This window comes from Cryobacterium sp. TMN-39-2, assembly GCF_004402745.1.
GTDB classification, from domain to species: Bacteria; Actinomycetota; Actinomycetes; order Actinomycetales; family Microbacteriaceae; genus Cryobacterium; species Cryobacterium zongtaii.
In genome coordinates, this window is sequence record NZ_SOFX01000022.1 from 32,561 (window position 1) to 50,507 (window position 17,947).

Below are 17,947 nucleotides of genomic sequence, written 5' to 3' on the forward strand. Positions count from 1 at the left end.
CGGGTTCGGCGGGTCAGCTCGGCGTCGAAGTAGCGCTTTTGAGCGCCAAAGCAGATCGCCGGCCTTCTAGGCGCAGTTCCATTTCGCTCATGACCACCGCAGCGAGGTCGCCGAGGGTGGCGAGTTCCTCTTCCGACGCCTGGCGCGGTTCGAAGTCGAGAACGCACAGAGTGCCGAGGTTGTGCCCGTCGCGGGTGCGCAACGGCACCCCGGCGTAGAACTGGAGGCCGAAATCGCTGGCGACGAGGGGATTAGCCAGCGTCCGGGGGTCGAACCGGGCATCCTCGACGACCCAGGGCACGTCGTCCAGGATCGCCGAGGCGCAGAGCCCCGGGTGCCTCTCAATGTGGTCGATCTCCAGGCCGTGGTGGGACGTGAACCAGATCCGGTCCTGGTCGACGATCGTGACGAGCGCGACCGGAACGGAGAACACTCGGGCGGCAATGGCCGTGACGCGGTCGAAGGCCCCGTCGGCCGGTGCTTCCGGCAGTCGATAGCGCGCGACCGCGAGCATCCGGGCTTCCTCGGTCGAAGGCGCGGGAATCGCCGCCACATCCCGGTGCCGGCCGGTCTCGGCAGCGACCATCTGGCGAAGCGCCACGACCAGATCGTGGATGGAGGGGCGGTCCTTCGGGTCGCGGGCGGTCATCGCAGCCAGCAGCGCCCGCCATTCCGGGGCGATGTCGGGCGGAATGGAGGGGTCTTTTCTGAGCCGGGCCAGTGCCGACGGGATCGGGTCGCCGGGGAACGCGATGGTGCGAGTGAAGCACTCGAGAAGAACGAGCCCCAGCGAGTAGATATCGCTGGCCGAGCCGAGCGTCTGACCCCGCGTCTGTTCGGGGCTGAGGTAGGCGGCCGTGCCCGTCGTCACGGCGTCCGGGTCTCGGCGGTCGATGGCGCCTACCAGGGCGATGCCGAAATCGGTCAGCTTCGCGCGGTATCGAGCGCCGCCGTGGTTGTAGTCGACAAGCAGGACGTTGGCCGGCTTGACGTCCCGATGCACAACACCCCGATGGTGGATGTACTGCAGGCCTTCGGCCAGGTCGTAGCCGATGTGCGCTATTTGACGAGCCGAGAGAGTGCCCCGCTCGAGCTGGACCTTGAGATCCGCGCCGGTGACGAGCTCCATGACGAAAAAGACACGTGGCCGGCCCACATCCGTGCGGTCGACACCCGCATCGAGCAGGGTGACGAGGCTGTGGTGGCTCAGGCTCGCCAAGAGGTTCACTTCGTCTTCCTGACGACGGATGTCCTTCTCGGTTGTCGCGGACGCCTCGAAGACCTTCACCGCGACATCGCGACCCAGCGTTTCGTCCCTGGCGCGGTAGACAGAGCCCTCGCCGCCTCGACCGATCAGTTCCAGCAACCGGTAACGTCCGCGTAGTCGCGGTGGTCCGGCTGCGGTGACCTCAGGAGAGCGCCCGGCCAATGTGATTGCGTCCATAGTGAACCCTTGTTTCGTGGCGCCTCCACCACAGGCGGTCCGGAGTATCCACTTCTAGGACGTAGCTCGAGGCGAATGTGTCACGCCCGACACTAAAATTGCGGGCTGCATCTCGCGTCTGCGTGTCTGATCGATTCCGTTCGGCAGCGTCGGACGGACTCCTTCGGCGGAGTGCGCTCTTGAAGACTGCTATCCGTCGGTACGATCGATTTCACGACTTGGGTGATTCAACCGGTAGCCCGGCGTAATCTGCTGCGAAATGCTGGCCGGCGGACTTGGGAGGACGACGGTGGTGCCGTCCAGACGGCCGTGTACCGCCAGAACAGGCTGCGCCGTAGGGTGATACCGGGCAGCACCCGTCGGGCAACGGCCTTGACCTCGGCGTATGTTTCCGTGGGTGGCTGGATGGGGGAGCGCATGTGAGCGGGCAAGCGGACGGCCGGGCGCGGGTGCAATGCCAAGCCGACCAGAGGATTGAGCAGTGTCGAGATCAGCGACAACGGGATGTCGCGAGCGGTTTCACGGGCGACGCCCACGATGACCAGACGGCCTCCTGGAGCGACGAGCAGGCTCGCTCTGCGCAGAGTTTCCTGAAGGGGGAGGTGGTGGAGTACTGCCACGAACGTGATCAGGTCATACGGGGTGTCGTGGACTTCGGCCCATGTCGATCGGCTGATCACCACGTTGCAGAGCTCTCGCGTGTTGTAACGCGCCGCTTCCACGCTGGCCGGGTCTGGTTCGATGCCACGCACGTCGGAGAGCTCGCGGGACAGGCGTCCGACCAGATGCCCGGTGCCGCAACCGACGTCGAGTGCGCGTGACCCTCCGCGGTTGTGAACGCGTCGGGCCTGATAGACGATCCAGCCTGAGTACGCATCGTTGTGCGACCAAGGATGCCGGTCGTTGAATCGGCCAAGCGCCTGAAGTACCGGGGAGGTCAGTTGTGCCATCACGCGTCATGATAGCGAGTCCAGGACTGGAATGAGCAGCCGGAACTCTGTCAGCGGTGAGGCGATCGATTTCAAGACGCGCAAGTAGCCCTCCCAGAGTCGGACTGGGGGAGGATGACACCGCGGAACGCGCAACGTCATCCTCCGTGGCCGGTCGTTGAAGCTCTCGCCGCAAACACGACCACATTTCCGAACTTCGGGCGTGTGGAGCGGTCAGGCTGCCAGAAGGCCCTGGCGCTCCCACCGCCCATTACTGACTACTCTGCGGGCGCCAGCTAGCGACGAGTGTCGTGGTCGTCGTGGTCGTAGTATTCCCGACTTCCTGACTTAGCGAGGCCGCGGCTGACCATGTAACCGATGGTTAGGAGCGTGGCGTAGAACCAGGCATCCTGAGCGCCGAATCCCTCACCGTCGTCTCCGTTGTCCACCATGGCCGATGCGACGAACAACCCGACGAGTATGACCACATACGCAATGAACTCAGTGGTCTTGAATGCAGCCTTCGTCTCAGTTGAGAGCCGCGTGACGCGGCCCCTGTTGGTGGTGTTGCTCATGGTGCGTTCCTCGTACTTTCAGCTTGTCATCTGGTGCTTTAGAAAAATGCAATCACAAGTCGCAAAAGTTGGCAATAACTCATTTTTCCCGTCCTCGGGCGTCCCGAGGTCCGTCAGCGCCGCTGCGACGGTCGATCTCACGAGGCCCTGGTTTGCGGCGCCACAGCGTTGTCGCCGTTCAGCGATGCGTAAACGAAGTCTCCGGGTCCACAAACCCTCGAACCGGGCGCTCCTTCTTTATCGTTTCTTCGTCAAACCTGCATCGAGAAGCGCGGGTGGATGAGCCAGAGTCATGAGAAGACATTCCAGCAGGAGGAAGTAATGGTCATGAGCGCGTGGCCGATTCTCGCCGGAATTTGTGTGGTGTTCGTCATCCTCGGGGTGTGGGCGATTGCTCGGATCTTCCCCATAAACGGCAATGACACACCACCAGGGGACGCAGTCCACCCAACCGAACTCCAGAGAAGAGAATGTCCATGAACGGGCACAACCACGGTGGCAAGTCGCATCTCATCGGCATGATTGTGATCGGTGTCGTCATTCTCGGCGGCCTGCTCGTGGCCGGAAGATCGATCGGCGAGGCACTTCCCCTCGCAGCGGTTCTGGCGTGCCCCGTGGTGATGCTCGGGATGATGTTCATGATGATGCGCAGCAAAAACAAGGACGCTGACACCCCGCGGGAATCACCCCTCCACGGCGACACCGGCTCTAACGAAGCCGCGAAGACTACGACCCAGGCTTGACCCTCGGGCGTCCGCCCGTCCCCACGGCATCGGCACGGCGGTGAGTCCGTGCACTTTTGAAGGAGCAATACATGGAGCAGGTCCTGGTCTCCACCACAATCCTCGCCTCGTTCTTAGGCGGCATCGTCGCCCTGCTGGCCCCCTGTTGTGTGTCGGTCATGCTGCCGGCGTTCTTCGCGTCAAGCTTCCGCCGTCGCGGCCAGATCCTGGGAATGACACTGGTTTTCGCTGCCGGTGTCGGCACGATCATCCTGCCCATTGCGTTGGGGGCCGCGATCGTTAGCCGCGCCCTGGCGCAGTACCACTTCTGGATCTTCAGCGTGGTGGGAATTGCCATGGTCGTCGTGGGTGTCGCCACGTTGGTGGGGTGGAAGTTGATGCTCCCGATGCCGTCGGGGAAGAGTTCAGGGTCAGGAATCGGTTCCGTGTACGGGTTGGGCGTGTTTTCTGGCGCGGCGAGTGCTTGTTGTGCACCAGTCCTGGCCGGAGTTGCCGCAATGTCTGGGGCGGCGTCGTCGATTTCTACCGCAGCGCTGGTCGGTATTGCCTACGTCTTCGGCATGGTCGCTCCGCTCTGTGTCCTTGCGCTGGTGTGGGATCGGAAGGACTGGAGCAATAGCCGGCTGCTCACGGCGCGCACTGTCGCCCTGTGGCCCGGCGGGCGACGGCTGCCGCTGTCGAGCCTGTTGTCCGGTGGCTTGATGCTCGGGATGGGTATCGTCACCATGATCATCGCGGTTCGCGGCATCGGCATGGCGCCCGACGGCTGGCAGGTTCGGGTCACCGCCTGGCTCAACCACGCAGCTGTGGTTATTCAGCAGTCCGTCGGCTTCATACCCGGCTGGCTCTCGGCCCTCGTGGTCTTCATCGCCCTCGCCACCCTGGTGTGGAAGGCGCTGCGCGCCCGACGCCCACAGGGAGGTCACACCACTTCCGCGACAGAGCCAGATACGGCAGAGCAGGTAGCGGCCGGTTCGACCACTCCGGCCTGTCACGACACCGCAAAGGATTCACAGTAATGGCATCACGCAACAAGAAGCCCGCCGTAGCGATGCGGCCTCGGAAAAAGAACACCAACCGCCTTGCCGTGCTGATCGGTGCCGGCGTGGTCGTGGCCATCTTCGGCGCCTTTTTCCTTATTCTCGCTCAGGAGCCCTCCGCACCCGCCCAGCCGGCCCAGTCCGTTCCTCTGGGCAGGAGCGCCGATGCGGCTGACTACGCGGTGGGATCTCCGGGGGTGGGAGAGATGGCCCCGGGATTCGCAATGGAGTCCACATCGGGGGACACCGTGGATTTGACTGACTACGCGGGCAAATCGGTGCTCTTGTACTTCCATGAGGGACTGGGCTGCCAGCCCTGTTGGGACCAGATGCGTGACCTGGACGCCGCATCCGATCAGCTCACTGCCGTCGGCGTCGACGATGTGCTCACAATCACCAGCGGGCCGGTAGACCTGATTGCGCAAAAGATGGACGATGACAAACTCGCCTCCGTCGCCCTGGCGGACACGAAGATGGACGTCATTAAAAAGTACGGGGCGAACGACTACGGAATGATGGGCGACTCCCGCGCCGGACACAGCTTCATCCTTGTCGGGCCTGACGGCACGATTCAGTGGCGGGCCGACTACGGTGGCGCCCCGGATTACACAATGTACGTGTCCATGACCGACCTTCTCGCCGACATGACGGCTGCCGGGGTGAACGGATCATGATGGTCACCGTCCTGACCCAGGAGGCCTGCCCCTCCTGCGTGAACGCGAAAAACACCCTGGCGCAGCTCGCCGACGAGTATCCCTTCAACATCGTGGAGATTCCGTTGGCATCAGCCGAAGGCCGAGATCTTGCGAGCCGGGTCGGCATCGTTTTCGCCCCGGGCATCTTGATCGACGGCGAGCTGTTCAGCTACGGCCGCTTGTCCGAAAAGAAATTGCGCCGCCATCTCTCCTCAGTGGAGTGGCCCACCACACGCCCACCCGCGGGCCCCAGCTGACGGAGGCATAGGCGAACGCATTGGCGAGCTCGTCATTGTCGTTGACGGTTACACCCAGTTCCAGCTCTCCCCGCAGGCAAGGACGGTAGCGCCTATGGGGCCTTCAACCTGGGCAAGCGAGACGGGCAGCGAGCTCGCGTGCCCGACATCATCCCTCATCGCGCGCCAACTTCGGCTGTCCGTCCGGGTTGCTCAGAAGCGCGCGTTGCACGGTCACGGTGTCGACGCCGAGAGTGATGGCGATCGTGTCAATCGTGGCGCCCCTTTCGCGCATATCGATTGCGACAGCGATCCTCTCGTTTGTCATTGCTGACGGGCGTGCGCTGTCGCGCGAATGCGCTCGAGCCAGTGGGGGGCCATCGCGGCGGTGCGCCTGGATCGACTCAGTACGCAACTGAGCGAAAACGGCGATGATGTCGAAAAGGACCCGGCCTGAGGGGCCGGTCGTATCGATCGCCGGTTCCGCTAACGAACGAAGTCCGATGCCGCGTTCGCCGAGCTCGTGAAGGAGTGAAATCAGACGATCGTCACGAGCCAACCGATCCAACTGGCTAAGTTGACAAACCAACAAGACGTCACCGGCCCGCAAGTAAGCCAAGCAGGCTGAAAACTGCGGCAACGACGCCCTATTCTTCGACTCGCCGTGGTCCACGAACACGCGCTCCGCGCCGGCCGCGGTCAACGCGATTTCTCGCTCATCGACTCTCTGCTTGCGCGTTGCAACACGCGCGTAACCGATGACAGTCATCTTTACCTGCTTCGCTCGCGGAATCCGGGGTCCGACCGCTCGCGTGTCACGGTCGCTCCTGAACCTGGGGCTACAGTGTGGCGAGGATGCCGTTCATGACATCAATCTCGGCGGTCTGGCTGTTCACGATGTTCGTGGCCACGTCCACAGCGTCCGGGAATTGTCCCTCGTCGATCTCGGTCTGAGCCATCGCGATTGCGCCCTGGTGATGAACGATCATCTGTTCGAGAAAGAGTTTTCCAGCGTCTTCTGAGGGCGCGGACTCGAGGGCGTTCATATCGTCGTCAGACATCATGCCGTCCGTGCCGTGATCCATATCGGACATATCCATTTCGCTGGAGCTGGTGTCATCCATGCCCCATGCGGATAGCCAGGATTCGAGCTGCTGAATTTCGGGCTCTTGAGCGTCTTTGATCTCGGTGGCCAGGTCCACGATGCGCTGGTCGATCTCGTCTTTCGCGAGAAGGTCATCGCTCATTTCGACGGCCTGTTCGTGATGGGGGATCATCATCTGGGTGAACTCGACGTCCGCGTCGGCGAGATCAACCGGTGAGGCGGAGGACTCGGGGGAGCTGGGGGCGGCGGATGAGCTGGTGTTGGTTGTTCCGCCAGCGCAGGCGCTGAGAGTGAGTGCAGTCGCGACGGCTGCGGCAGCAAGAAGATAAGTATGTGGCTTGGGCATTGTCAATCCATTCGGAGTCAGACGTGAAAAATCGGGTCGCCATACGGCGTGGTGGAGGTAGGCGTCGAGTGACGCTAAGGCCGTTGCTGGTTTTAGGTGCGACTGATGGAGAGAACGACCAAGCTAGGCCGGAAGAGATGAAGCGCGGGGCCCTGAAAGCGAGAGATGACGCGCCCGCCCGCCTCGAGCAGACGCCGATACGTGGCCGGCGAGCTGGCAAGAATGATGAGAGCCGCTAAGACCAGTACCAGGGCGCAGGTCATCGCCCATACGGCGCAATCGAGCATGCCGTCGGCGCTACCGAAAAGGCCGATTTCTGCATGCACGACTACTGGGAGCATCGGCGCCGTCGCCGTGACCGCCACGTCAGTTCCGAAGTCAGCGGCCCCCGGGACGGTGTCGGAATGTGCAGTGGACTCGGCTGCCCCCGAACCTACGCTGTGCTCGCCGATCATGGAGTGCATGCCCAGCAACATGGCTGCCATGACAAGAACCGCCGTGAACGCATAGGCGAATACAGGCCTTTGGTGACGGTCAGCTACGGAATTGCCGTGCGGGTTCATGTCACCTCCAGTGTCGACAAACCAGGTTGAAATCGCGGGTACCCAAAACCGTATCGACACTTGACAAAGTTCAGCTGGGAATGGCGCGGTGCAGCTCAGCCGAAATCCATTGATAGGTCTTTTGACAAAGATTGACTGGGGATATGGGCGGCAGCCGCTCATCAGAGCGGTCCGGGATGAACCCGGAGGGACAATGAGACCATGATGTCAACGACCTTCAGGCCACAAACCACTGCGGAGCCGCGGCCGCGAGTCCTGGTGGTCGACGATGAGGTGCCGCTGCTCGAGTTGGTCGCCGGCTACTTGGAGCGAGATGGGTTCGACGTGCAGACGTCAGCTGACGGCCAGTCTGCGGTGACGACGGCACGAAACTGGGCCCCCGCCATCATCGTTCTCGACTTGGGCCTACCAGGGATGGACGGCATTGAGGTTTGTCGTACCGTGCGCACCTTCACCGATTGCTACATCATCATGCTGACCGCCCGGGTTGACGAAATCGACAAGCTGGTCGGCCTCTCTGTCGGAGCAGACGACTACCTGACCAAGCCTTTCAGCCCGCGAGAGCTCGTGGCTCGAGTGCGCGCTATGCTCCGCCGGCCCCGCCCCAGCGAACAAGCCGCCGCTGTCGGCACACCGCCTCTTCTCTTTGGCTCCCTCCAAATCGACGTCGGCGGCCGCGAAGTCCGCCGAAGCGGTGAAGCGGTGGACCTGACCCGCACCGAGTTCGAGGTGTTGGCGGCATTGGCTGGTCAACCTCGAATCGTCTTCTCTCGGCAGCAACTCATTGATGCCGTATGGGGAGACGGCTGGATGAGCGATCCGCACCTTGTGGATGTGCATATCGGGCACGTACGACGCAAGATCGGTGATGATCCGGCTTCACCGGTTTTTATTAGGACGGTGCGTGGCGTCGGCTACCAGATGGGCGTGGGAGCGTGAGCAGAACACGCACTCGGGTCCCTGGCCCTCGGGACCTCAGCGCCCGCCTACTTGGCGCCATCCTCGTCGTAGTTCTCGTCGGAGTCGCAACTGCCTGGGTCGTCGTCGCAGGGATCGGCCCAGCCATTTTCCACGTTCACATGATGGGCACGGGTGGTTCTGGGGCTGACTCGACGGTGCATGCCGAGGAAGCATTCCGGACGGCATCAACGCTCTCTCTAGCCTTGGCCCTCATCGCTGCTCTGGCAGCGTCAGTCGGGGTGAGCCTGTTTCTCTCCCGCCGGATCACCCGGTCCCTGGCACCCGTCACTGAAGCAGCTGGCCGGGTGGCTGACGGGGACTACACCGCGCGTATCCCCGCTGTGGGACTAGGCAGTGAGTTCGACGACCTCACTTCGGCCTTCAACTCGATGGCCACCGATCTCGGCCGGATCGAAGCGACCAGAACGAGGATGCTGGGCGACCTGGCACACGAAATGCGCACCCCCATCACCACGATCGGCGCCTACCTGGAGGCCATCGCCGATGGCGTCCAGGAAGCGGATCCGGCAACCCTCACGATGCTTGGTGACCAGGTCACCCGTCTGGCACGGCTTAGCCAGGACGTCGCGATCGTGACGACCGCCGAAGAAGGCCGACTGACAATGCACCGACGACGCCTGCTCGTTTCCCAGGTAGTCGCGGATGCAGTGGCCCAGGCGACAGCGCAATACGCTGCCCAGAATGTGACGCTGACGGTCACTATGTCCGGAGCCGCCCGGGGCGCGGCTGTCGATGGGGACAGCGATCGCATCGGTCAGGTCCTGACAAATCTCCTCGACAACGCGGTTCGACACACCCCGTCCGGGGGCGAGGTCGTGATCTCCGCCGCGGTAGTCGGCGGCAGGGCGGTGGTCGCCGTCTCCGACGAGGGCGATGGAATTCCGGCCGACCACATTTTGCATGTTTTCGAGCGTTTCTACCGAGTGGACGCCAGCAGGGACCGCGCACACGGTGGCTCCGGCGTAGGCCTGGCGATCGCTAAGTCCATCACCGAGGCCCACGGTGGAAGCGTTCGAGCGGACAGCGCGGGTGTCGGCCGAGGAGCGACCTTCACCGTTGAATTGCCGTTGCTCAGCCAGAATCACTAAGGCCAACCGGTCACAGAGGTCGAGCTCAGGTCACCAATATTCAGGGGCGAATCTCGGTGTCTATACGTCGACAAACTTCGGTGTGAAAGAAACGGACACCCGCATCGGTTCCTGACGGGCGGCCAGAATATGGCGATACATCAGCCGATGCTGGCAACTGTCACGTGGATGCTATCGATGCGCGTGATCGAACTGGCATCGAGGACCATGGCGATCGAGTCAAATACGAGCCGGCACACTTCGGTGGCTGGCTCAGAGCTGACGGCCCGAAAAGCCACGGACACGTTTATCCCCGCGTCTCCCATGGTGACGGCAACAAGGTTGGACGTGCGTTCTCGGTGCGTCAGCGCATCGACAATGGCACCGACAATCGTCGCGACGACGGGCTCGGTCGGATACAGAGTGTCCACTCCAGGAACGGCTCGCACCACCGATTCCAATTCTGAGGACAGCGTGTAGGCGAGGTTAGCGGCATCAGTCACAGAATTCGCCGCGTCTTCGGTTGTCTCGACAGAAGTGGTGTTCCTGGATGCGCCACCGATGCCGGGGCGAGGCGGGCTGTCAAGCATTTATGCTCCCCCGATCGTTGCGGATAAAACCGCTGCCGGGGTCTGGGGCAACACTCAGACCCTACGGCGGAGCTGACTGTGAGTCAATTTTCGCCGCCATCAGGGACGCAACCATTTCGCCCTTTCGGCTTCGCCTTTCGCCCACATTTGGCACTGCCAGATGTTGTCGGGGGAGGGTCACCAGTAGAGAATGTCCACATGAGCGAGCTAGATGAAACTCAAGCCATCGATCAGGTGATCGATCGGTTGGCGGAACGGTTCCCGAGTCTGGAGCGCGGCCATATCGCGGACGTCGTCGACGAGGAGCATGGGAAGTTGGATGGGGGTCGGGTTCGTGACTTCGTTCCGGTCCTGGTTGAGAAGGCTGCGAAGAAGCGGCTGAAAAAGGAAGCGAAGGAGTCGAGCGTTGTGGTCGAACAGCTCGAAGCGCTGGGTCCGGTGCCGGACGGTGACCAGGCCCTGGACCCGATGGAAGTCGAGCGCGCAAGTCGTGAGGGACATCGTGGGCCCCTGCTTGGCGATCTACTCGGAGGCACCGGCGGCAACGAACGCTGATGCGCGCCAACCCGAGGGAGTGGTCTAACTCGTGGCCGCCCATCCGTCGCCACTGACACGAAGAACTGTCTTTCCGAGCGCGCGGCGCTCATCCAGCGCGGCGATTGCTTCCGGCGCCTGGGTGAACGGGACGACCTCGCCGATGACCGGCGCGAGCGCACCCCGGGCGACATCAGGAGCAAGCCGCGCCCACTGGTCTTGGAGAGACACCGACGTTGAGGGCATGAGGCCTTCCCAGGCGACACCAACGATCGTCGTGTTGGTCAGCAGAAGGCGGTTCACCCGAACGGTCGGGATGCTCCCTCCGGTGAAACCGAGAACGAGCAAGCGGCCGCGGGTATTTAGCGCCCGCAGCGAATCAGTGAAGCGCTCACCGCCCACCGGATCCAACACCATATCCACACCACGCCCATCCGTGATGCGGCGGACCTCGGTGAGGAAGTCGAAGGGGGAGATGACGTCATCCGCACCGATGCTTCGTGACAGTTCGGCCTTCTCAGGCGTGGAGACCACAGCGATGACGGATGCGCCCAGTAGCTTCGCCTGTTGGGTGAGCGCCACTCCGAGCCCGCCCGCGGCGCCGTGGATTAACACCGTCTCACCGGCACGAAGATTGCCGCGCTCTCCCAAGGCGAATTCAGCGCTGAGCACATTGATCGGCATCGCCGCACCCTGGATGAAGTCGACACTATCGGGCAATGGCAACACCCGATCGGCAGGGGTGACGACGTACTCGGCAAACGCGCCGGAACCAGCTACGCCAAGGACCCGGTCGCCGGCGACGAATCCGGAATCGGGATCAGCGTCAGCGATGATGCCGGAGAACTCACATCCCACAGTGAATGGAAGCGGAACTTTCAGCTGATACTCGCCGCGCGACTGCAGCACGTCAGGGTAAGCGACACCGGCGGCATGTACTTCTACGAGTACCTCTCCCGGGCCGCGGCTCGGGATGGGGATTTGCTGCATCTGCAGCAGTCGTGGTCCGCCGTGCGTTGTATTTCGCAGCGCGTGCATCATCGTGCGGTGTGGACTCATGAGTCAATCATCCGCCGGTGGATGGCTCGATCGATTCACCTCACCCGTTGTCGCGTCCGACCGTGAGTATCCCCGCGGGAATTTCTATCCGGCCGAGCCGTCTGCTGGAATGGGAGCGCAGCCGCGGCACCGTGCGGAGCGAGAGAGACCTCAGGAGGGTGACCATGAAGGGCGACACGCTGCGGCAGCATGCGCGTAACCGCGTCTGGGAGCTCCCGGGGGCCACGTTGGAGCATCCGTTCGGGCCGGATTGGGACGTCTTCAAGGTGCGCGAGAAGGTCTTCATGCTGATGACCGAGATCACCGGTGAGCCGATCGTTATCCTCAAGGCCGACCCGGAGGACGCAAGAGCTCTGCGCGAGCAGTACGCGGATATCACCCCCGGCTACCACATGAACAAGCAGCACTGGATCACCTTGCATCCCGACGGAACCCTGGAGAAGGATCTCGTCGACGACCTCGTCACCGAGTCCTATCGGCTCGTCATTGGGAACCTGCCCCATGCCCAGCGGCCGGTCGACCCCCGAACGTTCGGCCAGAGAGAACTGTGACCCCCTCGGGAGAGTGACGTCACCAGCACGCCCGCGACACCGGCCTAGCGATGGATTGATGCCCGGCTCTCCACCCGGCTCTTCAACGATTGATTGAACGCGACATACCCTCCCGCATTGTGACTCTTCGCGAAGAGGCCTTCGAAGGGCCTGGTGACCGCGTTCACGCCGCCATGTTCGATGGGGGCGACGGCAGCGCCGGGGGCGGCGCCGGCTGACCATCACTCGTCAGACGAAGACGAGGTGAGTGTCGCAGAGTGCGTCTGGAGCTCGTCTGCTGCGGCACGCAAGTATCGGCTGATCGCGGCCTGCTCCTCGGGCGAGAATTCGAGTGCGAGGCTGTCCAGCGCGGTGAAGAGCGGGGCGAGCTCTCCGAGGATGCGACCCACGGCGGAAGCCTGCGGCACTAGGTTGACTCGACGCCGGTCAGTTGCATCCCGGGCGCGCGCGATGTGGCCCGCAGCTTCGAGGCGGTCCGCCAGTTCGGTCGCCGAGCCGGTACTGATGCCCAAACGGTGGCCAAGTTCGGCCGGCCCGAGCTGGGTTCCTTCCAGATCCATGATGTGACCCATCGCCTCGAAGTCGAGGGCGCGCAGTCCCACCTTGGCGGCCAGGGCGTGCTCGAGCTGGGACGCGGCGCGATTCACCGAGCGCAGCGCCCACGACAGTTCTGCAGCCGACATTCTGCTGCGCTCGACCTGCTCCGCTCCCGGGATGTCGCTGTCTTTCGCCATGGCCACATCATAGTTGACATTTCCTTCCGTAACGGAGACACTCGGTAAAGGAGCTAAAGGAAGGGAATAGTCATGACCGCACTCCCACCCACCACTGCCGCACCGCATATGCCGCTCAACCCGACTCAGCTTCGTGGGCTGCTTGTTGTGCTCTGTGCCGCCCTCGCGCTGGTCGTTGCGGGCAACTCGGCACTGGCGATCGCCTTGCCCGACATCGCGATCGACCTTGAGGCTGACCAGTCCGAGCTGACCTGGATCATCGATGCGTACGCCCTGACCTTCGCCGCCCTCCTTCTCACTGCGGGCATCGCCGCTGACCGAGTCGGGCGGCGCACGATTCTCGTGATGGGCTTGCTGATCTTCGGGGCGGCCAACGTCGCGTCAGCGTTCGCGCCCGACCCCGGCTGGTTCATCGCGCTGCGGGCCATTGCCGGGGTGGGCGCCGCCGCGGTCTTTCCCGTAACCCTCTCCGCGCTCGTTGACGCGTATCCGCCCGAGCGACGAACCTTTGCCATCGGAGTGTGGTCGGGGGTCAGCTCTGCCGGCGCGGTGGCTGGCACGATCATCGCCGGCGCTCTCCTCGAAGCGTATTGGTGGGGAAGCGTGCAACTGGTGTTCGGCGGCGTCGCCGTTGCCCTGATCATCCCGGTACTGATGCTCGTTGCGCAGAATCGCAACCCGCGGCTTTCTCTCGACCCGTTGGGCGCACTCTGGTCGATCATCGCTTTGGCTGGGCTCGTCTTCGGCGTGGTTGAGGGCCCTCAGCGCGGATGGCTCGACCTCGTCACCCTGCTGGCGCTCGCCGTCGGCGCTCTGGGTTTCGTGGCGTTCGTCGTGCACCAGTTGCGTGCGAAAGATCCGTCGCTCGACGTGAGGCTGTTCGCCAATCGTGGACTGGCCGCGGGATCCCTCATCGTCACCGTTCAGTTTTTCGCCTCGCTCGGGTTCTTCGTGCTTTCGCCGCAGTATCTGCAGATCGTGTTGGAATACACGCCGCTCGGAGCGGCTCTGGCCCTGCTCATCGTTCCCGTCGGCGTCGGCGCAGGCATCGGGATATCGGCCGCACTCGAAAGGAGGTTTGGTGCACGCGTACCCGGCTCATTGGGCCTGCTGCTCATGGGGGTCGGGCTCTTCGTCTGCGCAGCGGGCCTGGCCGGCGGGGTGGATGCTTCGATCTGGGTGTTGGGAGCCGGCGTCCTGGTGTTCGGCATCGGGTTTGGCATGGGGATCACCCCCGGAACCCAACTCATCATTGAGGGTCTCCCCGCGGAGCGGCGCTCCGTCGCGAGCGCCGTCAACGACATCACCCGCGAGGTCGGCGGCGTGCTCGGAATCGCCGTGCTCTCGAGTGTCCTGATCAGCTTCTACCGGAGCGACATCAAGCCGGCGCTTGACGGGATTCCCGACCAGGTGCGCCAGGTCGTCGACGCCGGCGCCGGTGCCGCGATCGGCATCGCCGATTCGTTCGGCCCGGAAGGCGAGGCCCTCGCACGTGCTGCCCGGGAAGCGTTCGCGGTCGGGTTCAGCGCGGCGATGCTCGCCGGGGCCGTGATCCTGGTCGTAGCGTCGATCATCACCTTCCTCATCGCACCCGCCCAGCGCGAAGTCGCGACGCGTGAATTCCCAGCAGACGCCCACCGGTAGTTAACCTGGTGCTTACCTTGCGGGCTGAGGATTACATCATGATCACCATGACAGCCATCGTGCGCCCGGTCGAATCGCTCCGTAGTTTCCCGCAACTGGGCCAGAATCTTCGTCGGCACTACGAACACACACTGTTGTTCACGGATCAAATGTTCGTCATCTTTCCCGGCATCGGTGCGGTCCTCGTGACCGAGCACTCCAGCAGGTATCGATTCGACATCGTGGGAACCGATCAGGCAATCGCCGACCATCGCGTCATGAAGCTTGAGGCCTACATTCTGAACGAAACCGGCGGTCAACGCATCCGGTTTGATTGGGCCAAGGCCGCCCACGTCCCTGTGCCCTTCCGGTAGGCAGCACCTCGCACAGGCGGACCGGTGTGACGGCCAGGCTCGAGGAACGAGCATGGAGACGACGTGCACAGCACCGGACACCACGGCTCCCAGCATGAAGCCGCTCCGGTCGGTGCTCCGGGCTTTTGTCCTGTCAGATGACGGCCCCTAACAGGTAGCCCCTTTCCTCCTGTCCCGCCCGCGCGGATAATGAGGGCATGGATGTGCCGCCGGCGCCCGGCGAGTTCGACGAATCCACCGAGTTGGAGCGCCTGCGCCGACGCGCTTACGGACGGAATGCCGACATCGCGGGGGATGCGGCGGCTCGGGCTCGGCTCACCGAACTGGAGGCCGCGGTCACCGACCCCGACCCTGACTCACGGGCGGTCACCGAGAGCGACCCCGCCGAGGGTCCGATCGCTGATTCCGCTCCCATCGGCGAAGCCCCCGCGGCGCCGTGGTGGCGCCGCCGCCGCAGCTGGCTGACGATCCTCGGCGGCACCATCACGACCCTCGCCCTAACCGCGGCCATCGTCGCGTGGATGCAGCCATCTGCGCCGGACTACGTGCGCACGCCGAACTACGCATTTCCCCCGGACGCCATTCTCGGGCTGGTGTCGGAGGGCACGGAGGCCGATGAGCCGAATGACCCGCACGGCACTCTCAACCGGCTGGGGCTGAATGCCGATGCGATGCGGCGCTACGAAACCTACGGGTACCTCACCGTCTGGAGCGGGAATTCTCGCTACGGTTCTACCTGCCTGCTCGTGGCCCATCCCGTTCAAGGGCTCAACGAGGGGATCGGTGCCGAAGCGTGTTCCCCCAGCGGTGACGAGACCATCGCTGACCTCGCGCAGACGACGCGCAGTCTCACCCGGTTCGTGCTCAAGAGTGACCATGTCGATGTTTACGAGTACGTGCGGCCCGCGGAGCCGGGCCCGCCGCCAGGCTGACCAGACGCCGCGAGCTGATCCGGTAGACGCGGTGTCCGCGTGCCCATTAGCGTGAGTTTCGGGGGATCAATGACCTGTGGTACCTCTTCATAGTCTCTCGGCAATCTGGTGCGCCGAGCGGGCCGGTCGAGCCGATGGCACTATCTGGCCGTCAGGCTGCCTGCGCCGCTGCCGCACCTCATCCTCGACGCGACCTCGAACAACAGGCTCGGCAGCGACCTGCCCACCGGAGTCGATCGCGCCCAGCGGTTGTCTCTTGAGGGAGGTTTCGACCGGTGGTTCCACCTGTATAGGCCGGTCACGTACCGGTCGGACGCGCTCTACCTGCTGACACCCGACGTGATGGCGGCGCTCATCGACACGGCCAGCGACTTCAACATCGAGATCGTCGACGACACTCTCGTCTTCTTCACCTCGTCAACCGCCGACTTCGGCACGCCGGAGCCCTGGCTCGCGATACACGCGATCCTCGCCGATTCTGCGTCACGAATCGCTGCCAGCGCTCGACGATATCGGGATGAACGGGTACCCGGGCAGGAGATCCCCCCCCGGTTTCTTTTTTGCACGTTGCTCTACGTCGCGCCCGGGATCTTCGCGTTTGCCGGGCTGATGTCCATCATCGACGGCAGGTAGGACCAGGCAGCGCGCCAAACCCTTGACACGCTACTTGTTTTTTGCAAGTGTGGATGGTGTCCATCTCCGGACTCCCCAGTGATACCGAACCCACGAAAGGAAGACCACCATGACTTCGATGTTCGTCAATCTGCCGGTGACCGATCTGGATCGCGCGAAGGCGTTCTACACGGCGATCGGATTCACCATCAACCCGCTTTTCACTGATCACAACGCGGCCTGCGTCGTCGTCGAGGAGGATCACAGCGCGATCATGCTGCTGGTGCGCGACTATTTCCAGACCTTCACCGAGCTTCCCCTCGGTGACCCGGCCGTGAACCCGTCGGTGTCGACCGCAATCTTCCTGGACAGTCGGGAGGCGGTGGACGCCAGCGTAGCCGGGGGCGTCGCAGCCGGCGGCACGGAGGCGCAGGAGCCTTCCGACTACGGCTTCATGTATCAGCGTCAGCTCACTGACCCCGACGGCAACATTGTCGAGTTCGGCTACATGGAGCCCGTCGCCGCCGAGCAGGGGCCGGGCGCCGTCCTGAACCAGCAGGCCTAGCCAGCCATGGCTGCACGCGACTATGGGCAGTACTCCGGTGTCTCCCGCGCCATGGAACTCGTGGGCGAGCGCTGGGCCCTGCTCATTGTTCGCGACCTGCTCGTTGGGCCGCGCCGCTACGGTGAGCTCGCCGAGGGACTGCCCCGCATCCCGAGCAACATCCTGGCGGCGCGACTCAAAGAACTGCAGTCGGCCGGTGTGATCCGCCGGGCACCGCGCTCGCGTGTGATCGTCTACGAGCTGACGCCGTACGGCCGCGAGCTCGAGCCCGTTGTGCTCGCGTTCGGCGCCTGGGGCTTCAAGGCGATGGGTGAGCCGCGGGATGAGCAAGTCGTCACTCCCGACTCGCTGACGATGGATCTGCGAACGACGTTCCGCGCCCAGGTGGCAGCGAAGCTGCCCCCTACCGCCTACGCGGCGCAATTCGGTGGCGCCGAGCTGCTCATCAGGGTAAAGGGCAGCACCCTGGACGTGACCCGCGGGGACGGACCTGCAGACCTCGCCTTTGTGGCCGGTCCGGACATCCACCTGCTCATTCTGGGTGAGCTCGCACCGGCTCGTGCGATCACAACGGGGGTGATCAAGGTGCTACACGGACGTGCCGACCTGCTCGACCGTTTCGCGAGCACCTTCAATCTGGTCGCCTGAC

23 protein-coding genes are annotated in these 17,947 nt (G+C 63.6%); 14 read left to right on the forward strand and 9 right to left on the reverse strand.

Going from position 1 to position 17,947, the window contains the following annotated elements; translation table 11 throughout:
* Positions 1–13 precede the first annotated feature (13 nt).
* The 3 genes from E3O57_RS07070 to E3O57_RS07080 all read right to left on the reverse strand — a co-directional run bounded on the left by E3O57_RS07070 (position 14) and on the right by E3O57_RS07080 (position 2,948).
* Positions 14–1,444 (reverse strand): protein kinase, encoded by a 1,431-nt coding sequence (locus E3O57_RS07070; protein ID WP_103460371.1) that lies wholly within the window; start codon positions 1,442–1,444, stop codon positions 14–16.
* Between the two features lie 227 nt (positions 1,445–1,671).
* On the reverse strand, positions 1,672–2,394 hold the full coding sequence (locus E3O57_RS07075) for a bifunctional 2-polyprenyl-6-hydroxyphenol methylase/3-demethylubiquinol 3-O-methyltransferase UbiG (RefSeq protein ID WP_103479770.1): 723 nt from the start codon (positions 2,392–2,394) through the stop codon (positions 1,672–1,674).
* A gap of 275 nt (positions 2,395–2,669) precedes the next feature.
* Entirely contained in the window at positions 2,670–2,948 is a 279-nt protein-coding gene (locus tag E3O57_RS07080) for a hypothetical protein (protein ID WP_103479771.1), read from the reverse strand.
* A gap of 476 nt (positions 2,949–3,424) precedes the next feature.
* On the opposite strand from E3O57_RS07080, the gene E3O57_RS07085 reads away from it, so the two are divergent.
* The 4 genes from E3O57_RS07085 to E3O57_RS07100 all read left to right on the forward strand — a co-directional run bounded on the left by E3O57_RS07085 (position 3,425) and on the right by E3O57_RS07100 (position 5,683).
* Positions 3,425–3,691 carry a hypothetical protein gene (locus E3O57_RS07085; protein ID WP_103479772.1) on the forward strand — a complete coding sequence of 89 codons (267 nt, stop codon included), beginning with the start codon at positions 3,425–3,427 and terminating at the stop codon, positions 3,689–3,691.
* Between the two features lie 71 nt (positions 3,692–3,762).
* Positions 3,763–4,710 carry a cytochrome c biogenesis CcdA family protein gene (locus tag E3O57_RS07090; protein WP_103479773.1) on the forward strand — a complete coding sequence of 316 codons (948 nt, stop codon included), beginning with the start codon at positions 3,763–3,765 and terminating at the stop codon, positions 4,708–4,710.
* Complete coding sequence (locus E3O57_RS07095) at positions 4,710–5,405, forward strand: peroxiredoxin family protein (protein ID WP_103479774.1); 696 nt, start codon at positions 4,710–4,712, stop codon at positions 5,403–5,405. The genes E3O57_RS07090 and E3O57_RS07095 overlap by 1 nt, the downstream gene beginning before the upstream one ends.
* On the forward strand, positions 5,402–5,683 hold the full coding sequence (locus E3O57_RS07100; RefSeq protein WP_103460377.1) for a thioredoxin family protein: 282 nt from the start codon (positions 5,402–5,404) through the stop codon (positions 5,681–5,683). The genes E3O57_RS07095 and E3O57_RS07100 overlap by 4 nt, the downstream gene beginning before the upstream one ends.
* 148 nt (positions 5,684–5,831) lie before the next feature.
* Here E3O57_RS07100 and E3O57_RS07105 read toward each other — a convergent pair whose 3' ends face one another.
* The 3 genes from E3O57_RS07105 to E3O57_RS07115 all read right to left on the reverse strand — a co-directional run bounded on the left by E3O57_RS07105 (position 5,832) and on the right by E3O57_RS07115 (position 7,676).
* Entirely contained in the window at positions 5,832–6,431 is a 600-nt protein-coding gene (locus tag E3O57_RS07105) for a recombinase family protein (protein WP_103479775.1), read from the reverse strand.
* Positions 6,432–6,501: 70 nt separating this feature from the next.
* Complete coding sequence (locus tag E3O57_RS07110; protein WP_103479776.1) at positions 6,502–7,113, reverse strand: DUF305 domain-containing protein; 612 nt, start codon at positions 7,111–7,113, stop codon at positions 6,502–6,504.
* 92 nt (positions 7,114–7,205) lie between these two features.
* Complete coding sequence (locus E3O57_RS07115; protein WP_103479777.1) at positions 7,206–7,676, reverse strand: hypothetical protein; 471 nt, start codon at positions 7,674–7,676, stop codon at positions 7,206–7,208.
* Positions 7,677–7,877: 201 nt separating this feature from the next.
* Between E3O57_RS07115 and E3O57_RS07120 the strand changes: the two genes are divergently transcribed.
* Together E3O57_RS07120 and E3O57_RS07125 are read left to right on the forward strand one after the other, a co-directional pair.
* Positions 7,878–8,615 (forward strand): response regulator transcription factor, encoded by a 738-nt coding sequence (locus E3O57_RS07120; protein WP_165787981.1) that lies wholly within the window; start codon positions 7,878–7,880, stop codon positions 8,613–8,615.
* A gap of 260 nt (positions 8,616–8,875) precedes the next feature.
* Positions 8,876–9,745, forward strand: a complete 870-nt coding sequence (locus E3O57_RS07125; protein WP_241990337.1) for an ATP-binding protein — start codon at positions 8,876–8,878, stop codon at positions 9,743–9,745.
* A gap of 140 nt (positions 9,746–9,885) precedes the next feature.
* Here the strand turns inward: E3O57_RS07125 and E3O57_RS07130 are convergent, their stop codons facing one another.
* Positions 9,886–10,314, reverse strand: a complete 429-nt coding sequence (locus E3O57_RS07130) for a hypothetical protein (protein ID WP_133159821.1) — start codon at positions 10,312–10,314, stop codon at positions 9,886–9,888.
* 198 nt (positions 10,315–10,512) lie between these two features.
* Here E3O57_RS07130 and E3O57_RS19095 point away from each other — a divergent pair, with 198 nt between their 5' ends.
* The gene (locus E3O57_RS19095) at positions 10,513–10,869 is read left to right on the forward strand and encodes a three-helix bundle dimerization domain-containing protein (protein ID WP_241990338.1); all 357 of its coding nucleotides are present in this window, start codon (positions 10,513–10,515) and stop codon (positions 10,867–10,869) included.
* Positions 10,870–10,893: 24 nt separating this feature from the next.
* On the opposite strand, the gene E3O57_RS07140 is transcribed toward E3O57_RS19095, so the two are convergent.
* Positions 10,894–11,907, reverse strand: coding sequence for an NADPH:quinone oxidoreductase family protein (locus E3O57_RS07140; protein WP_241990339.1), 1,014 nt, complete (start codon positions 11,905–11,907; stop codon positions 10,894–10,896).
* A gap of 164 nt (positions 11,908–12,071) precedes the next feature.
* Between E3O57_RS07140 and E3O57_RS07145 the strand changes: the two genes are divergently transcribed.
* On the forward strand, positions 12,072–12,458 hold the full coding sequence (locus E3O57_RS07145) for an MmcQ/YjbR family DNA-binding protein (RefSeq protein ID WP_088458038.1): 387 nt from the start codon (positions 12,072–12,074) through the stop codon (positions 12,456–12,458).
* 221 nt (positions 12,459–12,679) lie between these two features.
* On the opposite strand, the gene E3O57_RS07150 is transcribed toward E3O57_RS07145, so the two are convergent.
* Complete coding sequence (locus E3O57_RS07150) at positions 12,680–13,192, reverse strand: MarR family transcriptional regulator (RefSeq protein WP_103460384.1); 513 nt, start codon at positions 13,190–13,192, stop codon at positions 12,680–12,682.
* 72 nt (positions 13,193–13,264) lie between these two features.
* Between E3O57_RS07150 and E3O57_RS07155 the strand changes: the two genes are divergently transcribed.
* From E3O57_RS07155 to E3O57_RS07180, 6 genes are all read left to right on the forward strand, one after another.
* Positions 13,265–14,836: an MFS transporter gene (locus E3O57_RS07155; protein ID WP_103460385.1), complete on the forward strand. Its 1,572-nt coding sequence runs from the start codon at positions 13,265–13,267 to the stop codon at positions 14,834–14,836.
* Positions 14,837–14,874: 38 nt separating this feature from the next.
* Positions 14,875–15,189 (forward strand): hypothetical protein, encoded by a 315-nt coding sequence (locus E3O57_RS07160; RefSeq protein WP_088456535.1) that lies wholly within the window; start codon positions 14,875–14,877, stop codon positions 15,187–15,189.
* A 197-nt stretch (positions 15,190–15,386) separates the two neighbouring features.
* Entirely contained in the window at positions 15,387–16,121 is a 735-nt protein-coding gene (locus E3O57_RS07165) for a hypothetical protein (protein ID WP_103460386.1), read from the forward strand.
* A gap of 108 nt (positions 16,122–16,229) precedes the next feature.
* Positions 16,230–16,754: a hypothetical protein gene (locus E3O57_RS07170; protein ID WP_103479779.1), complete on the forward strand. Its 525-nt coding sequence runs from the start codon at positions 16,230–16,232 to the stop codon at positions 16,752–16,754.
* 109 nt (positions 16,755–16,863) lie between these two features.
* Positions 16,864–17,298, forward strand: a complete 435-nt coding sequence (locus E3O57_RS07175) for a VOC family protein (RefSeq protein WP_103460387.1) — start codon at positions 16,864–16,866, stop codon at positions 17,296–17,298.
* Positions 17,299–17,304: 6 nt separating this feature from the next.
* Positions 17,305–17,946 carry a helix-turn-helix domain-containing protein gene (locus E3O57_RS07180; RefSeq protein WP_103460388.1) on the forward strand — a complete coding sequence of 214 codons (642 nt, stop codon included), beginning with the start codon at positions 17,305–17,307 and terminating at the stop codon, positions 17,944–17,946.
* Position 17,947 lies beyond the last annotated feature (1 nt).